The organism is Kaistella pullorum, from assembly GCF_014837035.1.
GTDB lineage: Bacteria > Bacteroidota > Bacteroidia > Flavobacteriales > Weeksellaceae > Kaistella > Kaistella rhinocerotis.
Genome location: NZ_JACSPS010000002.1, coordinates 119,386 through 135,105, shown reverse-complemented (window position 1 = coordinate 135,105; position 15,720 = coordinate 119,386). Strand labels below are relative to the sequence as shown.

Below are 15,720 nucleotides of genomic sequence, written 5' to 3'. Positions count from 1 at the left end.
TGGTGATGCAAAATAACAAAAAATAGCGGCTTTCAGCACGTTAATAATTGCTAAATTTGCAAGCATCAACATGAAATTCCTATTTAAAATCATCTTAGCCATTTCCCGGCTGCCGCTTTGGCTACTGTATATTTTTGCGGATTTAATCTTTGTGATTACTTACTATGTGTTGCGCTATCGTCGCACGGTGGTGAAAGAAAACCTGCGAAAATCTTTTCCAAAGAAAAGCAGTGAGGAACTGAAACAGATTGAAAAAAACTTTTACCGAAATTTTGCCGATTATATCGTTGAAACACTAAAGTCCTTCACCGTTTCAAGGCTGGAACTTCGGGTCCGTGTGCAGCATCTCAACCAGGATATCTTTGCGGAGGCAAAGGCTGAGCAGAAGAACGTGATTCTCTTAGCGGGCCATGTTTTTAATTGGGAATGGTTTACCGCGCTCGCAACCATCATTCCGCAGGAACACAGCTTCCCCGTTTACCGGAAAGTGCAGAGCGGGTTTTGGGAGGAAGGTATAAAAACCGTGCGGAACCGCTTCGGCAACACCGCAGTGGAGGCTAAAGAAGTCATCCGACACATTTTTAGAAATAAAAATGACGGAAATTCAGTGTATATGTTTGTGGCAGACCAGACGCCTCATGTCTCCGAAGTTTCATATGGTCTTAAATTTCTGAATCAAAAAACACCGGCATTCATCGGCTACGACAAACTTTCTACGCGAATGGATCTGGCCTTTGTGTACTGTGAGATGAAAAAAGTGAAACGCGGTTTCTACCAAATAAATTACCATCGGATTTACCCGGATAGCGAAAGGTTTAGCGAATTCGAAGTGGTGCGAAAATTTCATAAACTGCTCGAAAACACCGTCAATAAAGACCCTTCAAATTATTTGTGGTCACACCGCCGCTGGAAGTACCAACACGCGGTAAAATTCATGGATACTACAAATGAAAACAGATAAGTTGAGGGTCGCAATTGCCATTTTAAACTGGAACGGAAAGTCATGGCTTGAAAAGTTCCTGCCAGGCGTTATCCAATATTCTTCGGAAACTGAAATCTATGTAATTGACAATGCTTCTACGGATGATTCAATAGATTTTGTCCGACGCACATTTCCTTTAGTTAAAATAATTGAAAACGCCAGTAACAGCGGTTTTGCGGCAGGTTATAACGAAGGCCTACGCAGCATCGATGCAGATGTATTTTGTTTATTAAATTCTGACGTGGAAGTCACCGAAGGTTGGCTGCAGCGCGTGGTTGCCCTATTTAAAGAGAATCCGAAAATTGCCGTTATTCAGCCGAAAATATTAGATTACAATAACAGAAACCAGTTTGAGTTTGCAGGTGCTGCAGGCGGTTTCCTCGATAATTTAGGTTATCCCTATTGCCGCGGACGACTTTTTGAAACGGTGGAGACAGACTTGGGTCAATATAATGACGAAGCCGAAATTTTCTGGGCCTCAGGTTGCTGTTTTTTTATCCGGTCTAAGGATTTTTGGGCGCGGGATGGTTTTGATGAAAGGTTTTTTGCACATCAGGAAGAGATCGATCTCTGCTGGCGGCTTCAGAATGCCGGTCGGCGCATTTTCTATACATCGCAGTCAACGGTATACCATGTCGGCGGCGGCACACTGAATAAACAAAGCGCGCGTAAAACTTTCCTGAACATCAGGAACAACTTCACGATGCTTCTAAAGAATTTGCCTACAAAAGCCGTTTTTCCGGTCCTGCTTGCAAGGCTGATTCTTGATGCGGCCGCGGCCGTACATTTTGGTTTAAAGATGGGCTTTCCCCATTTTTTAGCCGTTATACAAGCACATTTCAGTTTCTACAGACAGATTCCGGGAACATTGAAACTTCGAAAAGGTCCGCAGCTACAGAAATATTTCAATGCAAAGTTTATCATATTTAAACATTTCCTTTAGGATTTAAATTTGACAACTTTAACTAAAAATAAGCTACATTTATCATTGCAATGAATGAAAATGCTTATACCATATTGGCAGTCTTCGGTGCTGTCATCCTCATTACAGGCATATTAATCTACTTTTTTCAGCACCGATTTTTCTTCCAGCCGGAAAAACTTCCGGCAGATTTCCGCTTTGCGTATGACAATCTACGTGCAGTAGAGAAAACCGTGGAACCTGAACCCGGTGCAAATATAAATTACCTGCATTTTCAGGTAGATGACCCAAAAGGTGTAGTGTTATATTTAAAAGGAAATACAAAAAGCATAAAAGGCTGGGGGAAATTTGCGATAGACTTTACGCGGCTCGGCTATGAAGTCATCATGATGGATTATCGCGGTTTCGGGAAAAGCACCGGAAAACGGACTTCAGATGCCATGAAACGCGATTCGCAGTTTATTTATAACCTTGCAAAAAAAGAATTTACTGAAGACAAAATCGTGGTCTACGGCCGTTCACTGGGTAGTGGATTTGCCGCCAGGCTTGCTTCAAAAAACAATCCGCGTCTACTCATCCTCACGTCGCCGCTCTACTCCATTTCGCGAGCGGTACAGCGGTATTTGCCATTTATGCCTGCACGGCCGTTCCTGCGGTACAATCTTCCGACTTTCCAGTATTTAAAGAATGTCCGCTGCCCAATCAAGATTATTCATGGCAGTGACGACCGTCTCGTGCCTGTAAACACGGCCATAGATCTGTCGGAAGTTAACCCGAAACTTACACGCCTCTATATCATTCTGGGTGCCGGACATATCAATGTGCATCAGTTTGAAGAATATCATCGCGTAATGCAGGAAATTTTTGACGAACGGAAAATATTTATCGATGTTGAAAAAACCAGTTTCGGGTATTCACACCGCAAATAGTCCGTTAAAACTTATCTTTGCATACTCAAAAAGCATTTATCCTTTTATTGTCCGCTGTCATTCTTAATTATTTTTAATGCCCGATTTTTTTAAATATTTACAGGAAAAAGTAGTCTTCTTACCCGCGGCGCTGGACACTTCGCATACTTTCGATTTTGAGACGCCTTTTGAAGAATACTTTTGGGAAACCCCATTTGGCGGAAAGATAAGTTGCATCCATTTTAAGACGACGAACCCTGTGGGTGTAATCGTTTACTACCACGGCAATTCCGATAATCTTGCACGTTGGGGCAGCATCGCGGAACAACTGACCAAATATTCATACGATGTTCTGGTGATGGATTACCGCGGATACGGTAAAAGCAGTGGACCCCGAAATGAGGAATTCCTCTATTCAGACGCACAGGCGACCTACGATTTTGCCCGTAAAAATTACGGCGAAAACAATACGGTCATCTACGGCCGCAGCCTTGGTGGCGCTTTCGCAGTAAAAACCGGCGCCCAGAACCATCCTAAAATGGTGATTTTGGAGGCGGCGTTCTACAATCTTCAGGATGTAGTGAACCGCTGGCTTCCTGTGCAAGTTACCGACCGGGTTGCACCCAGAATGAGGTATCACTTTCTTTCAAACCAAAATATTCAGCATTTGCACGTTCCATTGTATCAGTTTCACGGTTCTTTGGACAAAATTGTTCCGGTAAGTTCGGGACGTAAACTTTTTGAACATTATTCGGAACTTCGGCCGGATGTTGAAAAACAATTTATTGAAATAAAAGAAGCCGGACATGATGACTTGGCCGATTTTCCGCTGTACCGGGAAACATTGAAAACCGTGTTTTAAGTTTAAATTTACCACTGAAAAAATGATTGATTTTTGCGCCATAGATTTTGAAACCGCCACACATGAGCGAAATTCCGCCTGTGAAATGGGAATCTGTGTAGTAGAAAATGGCGAAATCGTGAAAACCCAGACCTGGCTGCTGAAACCGCCAAGTTTCCCCTATTTTAACCCCCGAAATGTCGCCGTACACGGAATTTATCCTGACGACGTGCGTGATGCGCCTACTTTTGATGAGATTTGGCATGAAGCTGAGGAAATGATGTACGGCAACCTGATGATTGCGCACAATGCTGGTTTTGATGCGGGCGTACTTCGGAGCTGTCTGGATTATTATGGTTTTTACAAGCCGAAACTAAACTATCTCTGCAGCATATCTATCGCAAAAAAATCCTGGAAAAATTTGGGTAAATACGGTTTGAAAAACCTCGCAGAACAACATCAAATCTCTTTCAATCACCACAGAGCCGGCGATGATGCCGAGGTATGCGCCAAAATTTCGCTCCTGGCCTTCCAGAATATGATGGTCACCAGAACCGACGAAGTGCATGATGTACTCCGAAAAAATTTAAAAGTTCTTTAAAAATCAATTGTGTAAAACTTCCGCAAGCAGATTGAATTTCGGGATTTCGATCTTCAGGTTTTCGCGGCTTGAAAGATGTGTGCAAAAATAGGTTCCGCTCATGCTTCCCACGCCCGAACGAAGTACCACATTTGAGAAATATTTAAACGTTTCTCCTGCGCCGATTTCAGGGGTAAGACCTATCACGCCCTCACCTTCCACTTCGGTATAGCCGAAACCCACATCATAGATCAGCCACTCACGACGGAGCAGCACAATAGGTTGGTCACTGAGATTTTCAATGGTTATATGATAACGAAAAACAAAACGGTTTTCCGACGGAAAACTGTTCTTACTGTCGTACTCCGGATAAACGGTAACTTTGATGTCGAAAGTAGTTAATGAGAACATAACCGCATTTTAAATTTGCATCTGCAAAAATCCCGCCTTTTTCGGGCGGGATTTAATAATTTTACTCAAAACGTTTGATTTAGACCTAAAGTTCAAGGGCTTTGCGCTCGTCTCCATTAAATAAATGCTCCACAGGATTGTCAATAGCTTCTTTCACGGCTACCAAAAATCCTACAGATTCCCGACCATCGATGATTCTGTGATCGTAAGACATTGCAACATACATCATCGGACGAATAACTACCTGCCCATCTACTGCTACAGGACGCTGGATGATATTGTGCATACCCAAAATCGCAGATTGGGGCGGGTTGATGATTGGCGTAGAAAGCATTGAGCCGAAAACCCCACCATTGGTGATGGTGAATGTTCCGCCGGTCATTTCATCTACGCTGATGTTACCTTCACGTACTTTATCCGCTAAATTCTTGATGCTCGCCTCTATGCCCCGGAAGCTCATGTTCTCGGCATTTCTCACCACAGGTACCATAAGACCCTTTGGCCCGGAAACTGCCACGGAAATATCGCAGAAGTCATAATTAATTTTATAATCGCCGTCAATAGAAGCATTCACATCAGGGTACATTTGCAATGCGCGTGTAACTGCTTTTGTAAAAAATGACATAAAACCCAGTCCGATGCCATGTTTTTGCGCAAATTCGTCTTTGTACTGCTTTCTGATTCTGAAGATTTCAGACATATCCACTTCATTGAAAGTAGTAAGCATCGCCGTTTCGTTTTTCACAGAAACCAGTCTGGTAGCAACTTTACGGCGAAGCATTGAAAGTTTAGTGGAAGTAACAGCGCGTGAACCACCCGATGTGCTGGAACCCATCGCAGCAACTGATGCAGTTTGTGCATCCTGCTTGGTGATGCGGCCGTCTTTGCCCGAGCCGGTAACGTCTGATGCCTGAACTCCTTTTTCATCAAGGATTTTCTTTGCTGCAGGAGAAGGTGTACCGGAAGCGTAGCTCGCTGGTTTTTCTTCTTTTGAAGCCTCTACTATCGCAGGCTTCTCTACCACTTTCTCTTCAGCTTTCGGCGCCTCAGCGTTTTCGGCTTTTGGAGCTTCCGCGGTACTTTCGGGCTTTGCAGCGCTCATATCAATCAGGCAAACTACCTGACCCACCTGCACTACATCGCCTTCCTCCGCTTTTAGTGTAATGATACCACTTTGCTCAGCCGGCAATTCTAATGTTGCCTTGTCTGAATCTACTTCAGCAATTGGCTGATCTTTCTCCACAAAATCGCCATCCTTCACGAGCCAAGCGGCAATTTCAACTTCTGTGATTGACTCGCCGGGAGACGGCACTTTCATTTCTAATATTGACATCGGGTATAATTTATTTTAAAATTAATTTTTAAATATGAATTAAGCTGTTACAGGTCTTGGTGCAGGTGCATCGTCACAGTCGAAAACCTGGTTCAGCACGCTGTTCTGGTTGCGTTCAAACATTTTGTGGCTTCCCGGCGCCGGTGAACCACTGGCTACGGGTGCGATAACGTTTATACCGGTATCGCGAAGGTTGCGAAGTATATAGGCCCACGCTCCCATATTTTCAGGCTCTTCCTGTGCCCAGATAATCTGTGTTCTGGCGCTGTATTTAGACAAGATTTCCGCAATTTTTTCCTGATCCAGTGGATACAGTTGCTCCAAGCGCACCAGCGCGATATTATCACAGTTGCGTTCTTCTTTTTTAGCTAAAAGTTCATAGTAAATTTTACCTGAGCACAACACGAGTTTTTCAATTTTGGTAGCATCTGCCGTAGCATCATCAATGATTGGCTCGAAACGTCCGTTCGCAAAATCTTCAAGCGGTGAAACCACCTTTGGATGACGAAGAAGAGATTTTGGCGTCATGACGATCAATGGTTTTCTGAATTTCCATTTTTGCTGCCTTCTCAACAGGTGGAAATAGTTTGCCGGCGTGGTAACATTGGCAACCGCCATATTTTCATTGGCACAAAGTCCTAAAAACCGTTCAAGTCGCGCAGAAGAATGTTCCGCGCCCTGACCTTCGAAGCCGTGTGGTAAAAGCATCACGAGACCGTTCTGAATCTTCCACTTCTCTTCAGCAGCAGACAGGTATTGGTCAACGATAATCTGTGCACCGTTCACGAAATCTCCAAACTGTGCTTCCCAGATCGTCAGCGTTTGCGGTGAAGCCATTGCATAGCCATAATCAAACCCAAGAACACCGTATTCTGAGAGGTGTGAGTTGAAAATATCAAATCTGCTTTCCGAAATATGTTTCAGCGGTACGAATTCTTCCTCCGTATCTTCAGTTTTCAAGACCGCGTGGCGATGTGAAAATGTTCCGCGTTCCACGTCTTCCCCGGAAATACGGATATTATTGCCTTCAGTTAGAAGAGTTGCATACGCTAACCACTCACCCAACGCCCAATCAAGGGAGTTGGCTTCGATCATCTTAAGACGGTTTTCGAACAGTCGCGTAATTTTATTTAAGAATTTTTTATCGCCAGGCAAGGTTGACATCTTTTTAGCCAACTCTTTTAATGCATTAAGATCAAAACCCGTATTTACCGGCTTCAGCATTTCGCCGCGCGGAGAAATAGCAAAATCTTTCCAGTCATCCGCCATGAAGATATCCATCGTGTTTCTTTCGATCTCTTTAGATGCGTCAAAATCAGCATCCAGAAGTGTTTTGAACTCGGTTTCCATCTTTTTCAGGATTTCCTCAGATACAATTCCTTCCTTGATCAGTTTTTCTTTATAGATCTCACGTGGATTCGGGTGTTTTGAAATCAGCTTATAAAGGTTTGGCTGAGTAAAACGCGGCTCATCGCCTTCGTTATGGCCGTACTTTCTATAACCAAGCAAATCGATGTACACGTCTTTGCCAAACTGAGAACGGAAATCTGCCGCAAACTTCATTGCGTACACCACCGCTTCCACATCATCAGCATTCACATGCATCACCGGCGACTCAGTCACTTTAGCGATATCTGTACAGTAAGTTGAGGATCTTGCATCGAGATAATTCGTGGTAAATGAAACCTGATTATTTACGACAATATGAACGGTACCACCGGTTTTGTAACCGTCAAGCGTCATCATCTGTGCGATTTCGTACACGATGCCCTGACCGGCGATAGCGCCATCACCATGGATCACGATCGGCAATACTTTTTTGTAATCTTTGTACTTGTCATCTACTTTCGCGCGGCAAATTCCTTCTACCAATGCTCCTACCGTTTCAAGATGCGACGGGTTTGGAGTTAGATTTATGGCAACCTGTTCACCAGAGGCCGTCGTGATTATTTTTGATGAGCCAAGGTGATATTTCACATCACCTGAGAATACGTCTTCCTCAAACTCTTTACCTTCAAATTCAGAGAAAATCTGCTTGTAAGACTTTCCAAAAATATTCGTAAGGACATTAAGACGGCCGCGGTGTGCCATTCCCAATACTACCTCGTCAACACCAAGCTGTGAAGCGCGTGAGATAAGTTGATCCAGCGCCGGAATAAGCGATTCGCCGCCTTCGAGTGAAAATCTTTTCTGACCCACGAATTTGGTATGAAGGTAATTTTCGAACGCAACAGCCTGGTTCAGTTTCTGCAGAATTTCAGTTTTTTCGGCAGCGCTGAGCTGCGGCTGGTTTTCATTTACCTGAAGCCACTTTCTGATGAAAGCATTTTCCTCTACATTAGTGATGTGCATATATTCTACACCCACAGATTCGCAGTAGATATTTTCTAGATGACGGATGATTTCCTGCAGAGTCGCGGCAGAACTCAATCCGGTTTCTGTCGCTGAATTAAATTTCACCGAAAGGTCCGCTGCAGTAAGTCCAAAATTCTCTATTGCGAGTGTTGGCTCATACTTTCTGCGCGCGCGCACCGGATTGGTATTGGTAAAAAGGTGTCCGCGCTGGCGGTAAGCTTCAATGAGGTTGAGAACTTTAAATTCTCTCTTTATGTCATCAGGGATGAGTCCTTGAGATGCAGCATCATTGGCAGCGTGCACGATATTTTTCTGTGCAGGCGCCTCATTTTGATCATCGCCGTAATTTTCAAGCGCAAAATCAAATCCCTGGAAAAATGCTTTCCAGGAAGGTTCTAGTGAGTCGGGATATTTTAAATATTGCTGGTATAAGTCTTCTATAAGCTGCGCATGTGCGGCATTCAGAAATGAAAATCTGTCCATTATTTACAGGTTAAACTGTTGTTTTTATTTAAAACACAAATTTAACAAAAATATATGAGGAAAAGGCCCGAAAAATACAGTAAATGAGTGAGTGAATTTAATTTAGCGGAACACAGGCACAGCCAGTTTCAAAAGGACATTGCTTTCCGCAGTAGGCTCTTCGATGAAGGTTTGCTGCAACTCACCGGTTCGCAATGTGTCCCGTTTGGCCTGAGAGAGAATCTGCTGAATCGCTTTTACCCGACCCGAATATGCGCCACGGTAGTAAACCACGTAGTTGCGGGATGCGTGCAGGGTGCGGAAAGTAAAATTATTATCAGAAATACCGATACGTTTTGAAAGCGGAATGCCATAATAGTAAGATACTTCTTTGTCCGTATAGCTGTCTGCATCGGTGATCAGCACAGGTTCACCGTATTCGTCATTTTTCTTGGCCAAATCGCTGGTAATGTAGTTAAGCGTTTTGTTATGATTCAGTATGATATTTTTGAAGAGCAAATCTTTTGTATTGCGGGTGCTGACATTCACGCCTAAAAGCAATCTTCCGGGGCTTTGTTCAATGATCAGCGAATCGAATTTTATATTTTCCCGCTCCTGCTCTTTCTGCACTTTATTTCCAAGCGTTGAGGCAAGGTTTTTTGTACTTGAATCAATATTAAAGCGCATATTTTCAGCCGTAAGATTACCGGACCTTTCCCACCATCCTTTTCCCGGAATATTTATACTCCACAAGATATCAGTAGTGTTCATTTGAGGTGTAAATTTCACATCCAGCACTACGGGTTTCTCACTATCAGCACTGTAAATATGATATCTAACTGCTTTTTTCGGCATCGCAAAACGGATGAAAACTTCCCCGAATTCATCGTCATCAGCTAAATTTTTGTAGGTCATGGCACTGCCCTGTCCTTCATAAGGACTGAAAAAACGAAACTGGAAATCAGGATTTTGCGTAAAAAAGGTATTCCACTCGGCAAAGTTCTGCAGATTACTAAACTGGCTGTAAACGCGGTCAAGTGGTTGGTTCACATTGGTGCGTACGGAAAAGGTTTCACCTTCGGACTTAAGATTCTTCGAAATCACATAAAAAATAAGTCCCATCACTACGGCGACCATTATTATCTTAATCCAACGCATAGCCGCAAAAATACAAAAAAGTAGCTGATGCCCAACCGGGAATGAAGGTCAGTAAATTCACCCTGGATTTTAAGGAATTGTAGTTCCCGAGGTGATTACGGCGTTTTTCTTTACGACTACAATCCCATCTTTTATGGAATATTTTTCGAAATCACCGTCCGGAAGATGTTGCCCACCCAAAATCCGAACGTTATCGCCGACGCTGCAGTTTTTATCCAGAATCGCCCGCTCGATATAGCAATATTTACCAACACCAAGGTTTGGGATGCCCTGAGACTCATTGTTCATAAGCTCTTCCGTATTTTGGTAATAATCTGCGCCCATCATATACGTGCTTATTAGTGTGCTCCCTTTATCGATTCGGCTGCGGTTGCCCACGATGGAATTTTCGATCTTATCAGCCATCACGACACATCCGTCACCAAAAATGGCTTTGCTCACATATGATCCCAGGATTTTGGAAGGTGGAAGCATACGCGCGCGGGTGTAGATCGGTGAGCGGCTGAAGAGGTTGAACTTAGGCAAATCCTGAGTCAGTTCGAGGTTTGCATCAAAAAAAGACTGGATCGTTCCGATATCCGTCCAGTAACCATCGTACTGAAAACTCATCATCTTGTACGAGCCGATGGCATTTGGAATCAGTTCACCACCGAAATCATCACCTGGATCTTCATCAAACATTTTTTTAAGCATATTCCGGCTGAAAACATAAATCCCCATTGACGCTAAATATTCCTTACCCTCACGTTTACTTTTATCCGAAACCTCCGATTTCCAGTCCTGAAGCAGATCTGCGGAAGGCTTTTCAATAAATGAGGTAATATTTCCCTGCTCATCAGATTTTAAAATTCCGAAGCCGGTTGCATCATGAGCATTTACCGGAATGGTGGCGATCGTAATATCGCTTTCGTTCTGGCAGTGAAATTCGATCATTTCGCGAAAATCCATTTGGTAAAGCTGGTCACCGGATAAAATCAGAATATAATCATATTCATATTTGGTCAGATGCTTCATAGACTGGCGCACCGCATCAGCGGTCCCTTGGTACCATTTATCGCTTTCAACATTCTGTTCGGCAGCCAGAATATCCACAAAACCACGGCTGAAAATATCAAAGTGATAAGAATTTTTGATATGTGAATTCAGTGAAGCCGAATTATATTGAGTAAGCACCAAAATACGGTTGAAACCGGAATTGAGACAATTGGAGATCGGGATATCAACTAACCTGTATTTTCCGGCTATAGGTACCGCAGGTTTAGACCGTGAATAGGTAAGTGGAAATAAACGCGAGCCGCGACCACCACCGAGAACAATAGAAATTACGCTGGGCTTCATAAATATAAGTTTTTAATGTTTTGAAAACCTTCGCCAGGCCTTAACAATATTAAGGATTAATTGGCTTGAAACCAAATAAATTACATCCCGTGAAAGATGTTACTATCCCAGCAAATTCAGCACCGAAACGGCATTTCTGCGGTTAACTTAAGGTAAATTTAAAAACACAGAAAGGCATATCTTTGAAGGGTGAAAAAGAAAAAAAGAGAATTTCAGGCCAGCGAACTTGTAAAATCATTTGCAAGAATTCATGGTTTTGAAGATAAACTGCTGGCTTTTGAGGTGAAGGATTTTCTGGAAGAATATCTGAGCAACGTGCTTTTCGAAGAGATAGAATCCGTAGATCTGGAACAGAAGGTATTGAAAATCAGGATAAAATCTCAAATGCTGAAAAATGATTTCCGGTTGCGGAAAAGTTTTTATTTAAATAAATTCCAGGATAAATTCGGCGCAGAAAACTTTATCGACCTTCAGGTTTTGTAACCTTTCTGTAATTCAGCATGTCCTTGGTAGTTTCATCAAGTTCTGAACGGATTGGTAGGAAAAACCGGAACGGGTTCTTCATAAAATAGCGCCAGATCTCTCTCGAAATCTCCTTCATCTCTCCCAAATCCACCTTACGCGAACGGAAAGCCAACAGGATGGAGAGGCCAAAACTCACCGCAAAATTGAAAAATCCGATCAAAAAGACCGTGGTAACCGTGATGATCACGGTATATAAATCTACATTAAAGCCTTTGCCGTAAAAGCCGAGCGCTACGTTTCCGGCCGCAAAAGTAATGTGGCGGATGTCCAAATCCAGTCCGAGGAAAATTCCGATAGGTCCGGTGACGCCTAGGAAGATCCCGAACCAAAAATTTGAGACAATTCCGGCCCAGTTTCGGGCATAATAATTCGAAATTCCCTTCGCCGTACGCGCTCCGAGAAAATAATTGAGCAAAGGATTTTTCGCCAGTCTCTTCGGAATATTATAATACACAGAGCTGTTTCCTACATTTCCCGAAATGATTCCCGATACAAACAGGAAAAAACCGGCGATACACGCGTGCAGGATCGCTTTTGATTTGAACGGATCCTGGTCTGTAAGCAGTTTCGTGGCTTTTTCAGCAGCAAAATTTTGCTGGAACAACACATCCAAACCATAAATAATTGCCAGTGCAACCGGAAAAGACAGTAAAACGTTACCCATGAAGGCAATGAACTGCGAACGGAAAACCTTTGATACCAAATGGGCAAATTCCACATAGTTCTTACGTGTGTTTTCACCTTCTGAAAGCACCCGCGCCATCGTAGCTGCCGTCATTGCCGGCTGTTTGGTAGCGAGACTGAAGTTCATCAGATAAATCATGATGAAACCCATCGCATAGTTGAAAGCATACAGTACCGCATGCGAAAAATCACTGCCGGGCAATGTGCCGTAGAAAAGTTTAAGAATGACAAGACACGCCACAATGATTCCGCCGCCACTCGCTTTCATAAACATCGTGAAATAATCACTTTTAGAAGACGTGATATAATGCGCACCGGTTTCGGCGGTGTGATTGGTAATGAGATGCGACATCAGCGTCGTGCTGTCTGAAATCAGGTCGCGGAGATTGTTTTTGTGGGTTTTGTATTCTAATATGTTAAAAAACAGCTGTTTGGAATTTTTTAATACATCTTTTTCAGAATCTACAACCAGAATTTCCAGAATATCTGTCATTCGGTTCAGCTGCTGCCGAATTTTGATCAGTGACTGATTGATTTTACCGGAAATGCCGTATTTCTCGGAATTTTTAAACGCAATCGTTACAAATTCAAGACATTGCGTTAAATAAACTTTGATCTGTTTATAAAGTTCATCGCGCGAATGCAGGAAAAAATCCTGATCCACCAGAAAATTTTCATTCAGGACATCGAGTTCGTTCTGCAGCGCCAAAAACGGATTGTCAAACTGCCGGTATTCCGGGGCCATGTGCACCACTTCGGCATCCATCGCATTTCCGATCACGCGCCAGGCAAGGATGTTCAGGGAGAACAGAATCTCACGCTTAGCTTTTGGGCGGGCCACGATATCATCTATACCGAGCAGCAAAAAAAGTTCATCGAACTGCTCTTCACTTATATTCCGAAAATATTCAAGGTCTTTTATGGGCCGCACCGACGCAGTATCTACCAGCACCCAAACAGAGTTTTCGTTTTCTACGGCAGGCAATACTTTATCTAAAAGTCTCTTCTTGAATTCCGGATAAAATGCGTTTTCAGAAAGTATATTGGCTTCCGTGAGCGAAAGGTTGAACGGTTTACCATCAAACAAATGATTAAGGTAGAAGCCAAAATTGGCGGTGATATCCGGGTTATGCCGAAGAAAATCAAGTATTTCGGCAAACGGTGTGCGCCGCAGATGAAGCATAAGGTCAGATAACGGCTCCAGTGATTTCGTTTCATTTTGGAAACTGAAATATTTGGTAAGAACCGCTGTGAAGGTAGCGCGCTTTCTGTTGTGGTAGAGCGTCATCCGTGCAAAGGTAAATTATTTCAGACTTACGTTATTCATCTGACGCATAATCCATCGGTGCTTTTTCTGGAGATAAGCCGAAGGATTTTTGGGATCATATTTTTTCGGATTCGGCAGAATTGTGGCAATCCAGGCAGCTTCAGATTTGGTCAGGTTTTGCGAAGATTTATTAAAGTAATAATTGGAGGCAGCCTCTACCCCAAAAACGCCCTGGCCCATCTCGATGGAATTCAGGTACCTTTCCAGAATCACATCTTTCCCCCAAATAAGTTCAATGATAAAGGTGTAAACTGTCTCTAGCCCCTTGCGCAGCCAACTTCTACTTTGCCACAGAAAAATGTTTTTGGCTGTCTGCTGGGAAATCGTGCTGCCACCTCGAATCTTCTTCCCTTTTTGGTTGTACGCCATGGCTTTTTCGATCGCTTTATAATCAAAACCGTTATGGGTGAAAAATGCCTGGTCTTCTGAGGCGATCACCGCTTTCTTTACGTTGTTTCCCATTTCGTCATAGGAAATATAGTCGCGCTCCAGTTTTCCGTAATCAAGGATGCCACCGATCTGCGTAATGGTGATGGGAGGATTAAAAAATTTGCCCCATACGATGAACAGGATATTGGCAAGGATCAGGATATAAATCAGGCGTTTAATTTTTTTCCACATATCTTTCAGTAAATGTTGCCGGTATTTTGGGCGTGCAAAAATAACGATATTATTTAAGTTCTTTAAGGTAAGTCAGTTCATATTCGGGCAATAGTTCCGGATGAAAAATCTTGATGTAGTCTTTTAAGACGATATCGGCACGCACTACTCCACTTTCAAAAAAATCATTGGCGCGGCCGCGCTCCCGGCCAGAAACCGTGTACAGCTTTCCCGAGTGGTAGACGGGCATTTGCGTATAATTCGGATTGATACTCAGCAGTTCTTTCTTTGTACGGTGATTGCCAACATTCACCCAAAATTCAGCTTTTTCGGCGCGCGACATCACTTCTTCAAAACTCATCGGAATTGCTTTTGAGTCGGTGTTTTGCGCAATTATATATTGCGCATTTGCATCTTTGATGAGTTTCGCCAGGCTGGTTTTACCGCCGGGCAAAAACCACTGGTTGCCGTACATCTCGTTCGCCAGAACCTTTGGACTAGATTGCGCTTTTTTAGCTAAATTCTTAAGGGAATCGTAGGCTGCTCTAATGCTGCCCAACCTTTCGGCCGCTTGCTTCTCGGCGCCGAGTAATTTTCCGAAAACCAAGAGATATTCGGCTTTTCTTAACGGATCCTGCTCGAGGTATTCATCAAGAAAAATGATTTCTATACCGTTTTTTCGTAAAAGACCATAGGTGTTGTCAAAGCTCGAGATATAGTTCGTGAAGACAGCATCCGGCTTTGCGGCGATAATTTTTTCAACGTCATATTTCTGCTCGTTGCCGATGTTGTGGACGGAGCCATTCGAAATTCGTGCATTCAGTACAGGCGAAAAAACGTACTCTGGGCTTGAAATTCCTGTGATTTTATTATCCAGACCGAGCTCGCTGACGTAGCCAACAAGGCTTGCATTGAGCAAAATAACTTTTTGAAAGGGCAATTTACTTTGCGGAATAGTATATTTAAATTTTCCTGACTGAAGTTCGAATGTGTTTGTATCATCCTTAAAACGAACATTTTCAGAGATATCATGCCAGTCTTCGGACGTATCATTACTTTCCTTTTTACATGAGTTAAGAACAAAAAGTAAAATAAAAAATAAAATTTTGCATTTCATTTCTCAAAGAAACCAAAAAAGTGCTATATTTGCAAACCGAAAAACGGCCTCGTGGCGCAACTGAATAGCGCATCTGATTACGGCTCAGAAGGTTACAGGTTTGAATCCTGTCGAGGTCACTTTTTATTAAATCCTGCAATTCGTTTGCAGGATTTTTTTTGCACTTTTTTGTGATGA

General features: G+C 43.0%; 14 protein-coding genes and 1 tRNA gene. 7 read left to right on the top strand and 8 right to left on the bottom strand.

Annotated elements, in window-relative coordinates; all coding sequences use genetic code 11:
- Positions 1-70: 70 nt before the first annotated feature.
- The 5 genes from H9628_RS05105 (at position 71) to H9628_RS05085 (ending at position 4,254) form a co-directional block, all read left to right on the top strand.
- Positions 71-961 (top strand): lysophospholipid acyltransferase family protein, encoded by an 891-nt coding sequence (locus tag H9628_RS05105; protein WP_251833048.1) that lies wholly within the window; start codon positions 71-73, stop codon positions 959-961.
- A 1-nt stretch (position 962) separates the two neighbouring features.
- Positions 963-1,925: a glycosyltransferase family 2 protein gene (locus H9628_RS05100; RefSeq protein ID WP_251833710.1), complete on the top strand. Its 963-nt coding sequence runs from the start codon at positions 963-965 to the stop codon at positions 1,923-1,925.
- 50 nt (positions 1,926-1,975) lie between these two features.
- A complete protein-coding gene (locus H9628_RS05095) occupies positions 1,976-2,833 on the top strand; it encodes an alpha/beta hydrolase (RefSeq protein WP_251833047.1) in 858 nt (285 codons plus the stop codon).
- Positions 2,834-2,909: 76 nt separating this feature from the next.
- Entirely contained in the window at positions 2,910-3,674 is a 765-nt protein-coding gene (locus H9628_RS05090; RefSeq protein WP_251833046.1) for an alpha/beta hydrolase, read from the top strand.
- A gap of 22 nt (positions 3,675-3,696) precedes the next feature.
- On the top strand, positions 3,697-4,254 hold the full coding sequence (locus H9628_RS05085; RefSeq protein WP_251833045.1) for a 3'-5' exonuclease: 558 nt from the start codon (positions 3,697-3,699) through the stop codon (positions 4,252-4,254).
- Positions 4,255-4,257: 3 nt separating this feature from the next.
- Here the strand turns inward: H9628_RS05085 and apaG are convergent, their stop codons facing one another.
- The 5 genes from apaG to H9628_RS05060 all read right to left on the bottom strand — a co-directional run bounded on the left by apaG (position 4,258) and on the right by H9628_RS05060 (position 11,290).
- Positions 4,258-4,644, bottom strand: a complete 387-nt coding sequence (gene apaG, locus H9628_RS05080) for a Co2+/Mg2+ efflux protein ApaG (protein WP_251833044.1) — start codon at positions 4,642-4,644, stop codon at positions 4,258-4,260.
- Positions 4,645-4,729: 85 nt separating this feature from the next.
- Entirely contained in the window at positions 4,730-5,977 is a 1,248-nt protein-coding gene (gene odhB / locus H9628_RS05075; RefSeq protein WP_251833043.1) for a 2-oxoglutarate dehydrogenase complex dihydrolipoyllysine-residue succinyltransferase, read from the bottom strand.
- Positions 5,978-6,016: 39 nt separating this feature from the next.
- A complete protein-coding gene (locus H9628_RS05070) occupies positions 6,017-8,815 on the bottom strand; it encodes a 2-oxoglutarate dehydrogenase E1 component (protein WP_251833042.1) in 2,799 nt (932 codons plus the stop codon).
- A 102-nt stretch (positions 8,816-8,917) separates the two neighbouring features.
- Positions 8,918-9,952: a polyketide cyclase gene (locus H9628_RS05065; RefSeq protein ID WP_251833041.1), complete on the bottom strand. Its 1,035-nt coding sequence runs from the start codon at positions 9,950-9,952 to the stop codon at positions 8,918-8,920.
- A 69-nt stretch (positions 9,953-10,021) separates the two neighbouring features.
- Complete coding sequence (locus H9628_RS05060; RefSeq protein ID WP_251833040.1) at positions 10,022-11,290, bottom strand: glucose-1-phosphate adenylyltransferase; 1,269 nt, start codon at positions 11,288-11,290, stop codon at positions 10,022-10,024.
- Positions 11,291-11,479: 189 nt separating this feature from the next.
- Here H9628_RS05060 and H9628_RS05055 point away from each other — a divergent pair, with 189 nt between their 5' ends.
- A complete protein-coding gene (locus tag H9628_RS05055; protein ID WP_251833039.1) occupies positions 11,480-11,773 on the top strand; it encodes a hypothetical protein in 294 nt (97 codons plus the stop codon).
- Here the strand turns inward: H9628_RS05055 and H9628_RS05050 are convergent.
- The 3 genes from H9628_RS05050 to H9628_RS05040 are packed head-to-tail and all read right to left on the bottom strand — an operon-like array spanning position 11,751 to position 15,543.
- Positions 11,751-13,787 (bottom strand): site-specific recombinase, encoded by a 2,037-nt coding sequence (locus tag H9628_RS05050; protein ID WP_251833038.1) that lies wholly within the window; start codon positions 13,785-13,787, stop codon positions 11,751-11,753. The genes H9628_RS05055 and H9628_RS05050 overlap by 23 nt on opposite strands.
- A gap of 15 nt (positions 13,788-13,802) precedes the next feature.
- Positions 13,803-14,447, bottom strand: coding sequence for a monofunctional biosynthetic peptidoglycan transglycosylase (gene mtgA / locus H9628_RS05045; RefSeq protein WP_251833037.1), 645 nt, complete (start codon positions 14,445-14,447; stop codon positions 13,803-13,805).
- A gap of 49 nt (positions 14,448-14,496) precedes the next feature.
- Positions 14,497-15,543 carry an ABC transporter substrate-binding protein gene (locus tag H9628_RS05040; RefSeq protein ID WP_251833036.1) on the bottom strand — a complete coding sequence of 349 codons (1,047 nt, stop codon included), beginning with the start codon at positions 15,541-15,543 and terminating at the stop codon, positions 14,497-14,499.
- Between the two features lie 45 nt (positions 15,544-15,588).
- Between H9628_RS05040 and H9628_RS05035 the strand changes: the two genes are divergently transcribed.
- Positions 15,589-15,662, top strand: a tRNA-Arg gene (locus tag H9628_RS05035).
- Positions 15,663-15,720 lie beyond the last annotated feature (58 nt).

Coding starts and splice junctions, on each gene's coding strand:
- H9628_RS05105 (WP_251833048.1), top strand. CDS start 71: ATGAAATTCCTATTTAAAATCATCTTAGCCATTTCCCGGCTGCCGCTT.
- H9628_RS05095 (WP_251833047.1), top strand. CDS start 1,976: ATGAATGAAAATGCTTATACCATATTGGCAGTCTTCGGTGCTGTCATC.
- H9628_RS05090 (WP_251833046.1), top strand. CDS start 2,910: ATGCCCGATTTTTTTAAATATTTACAGGAAAAAGTAGTCTTCTTACCC.
- H9628_RS05085 (WP_251833045.1), top strand. CDS start 3,697: ATGATTGATTTTTGCGCCATAGATTTTGAAACCGCCACACATGAGCGA.
- apaG (WP_251833044.1), bottom strand. CDS start 4,644: ATGTTCTCATTAACTACTTTCGACATCAAAGTTACCGTTTATCCGGAG.
- odhB (WP_251833043.1), bottom strand. CDS start 5,977: ATGTCAATATTAGAAATGAAAGTGCCGTCTCCCGGCGAGTCAATCACA.
- H9628_RS05070 (WP_251833042.1), bottom strand. CDS start 8,815: ATGGACAGATTTTCATTTCTGAATGCCGCACATGCGCAGCTTATAGAA.
- H9628_RS05065 (WP_251833041.1), bottom strand. CDS start 9,952: ATGCGTTGGATTAAGATAATAATGGTCGCCGTAGTGATGGGACTTATT.
- H9628_RS05060 (WP_251833040.1), bottom strand. CDS start 11,290: ATGAAGCCCAGCGTAATTTCTATTGTTCTCGGTGGTGGTCGCGGCTCG.
- H9628_RS05050 (WP_251833038.1), bottom strand. CDS start 13,787: ATGACGCTCTACCACAACAGAAAGCGCGCTACCTTCACAGCGGTTCTT.
- mtgA (WP_251833037.1), bottom strand. CDS start 14,447: ATGTGGAAAAAAATTAAACGCCTGATTTATATCCTGATCCTTGCCAAT.
- H9628_RS05040 (WP_251833036.1), bottom strand. CDS start 15,543: ATGAAATGCAAAATTTTATTTTTTATTTTACTTTTTGTTCTTAACTCA.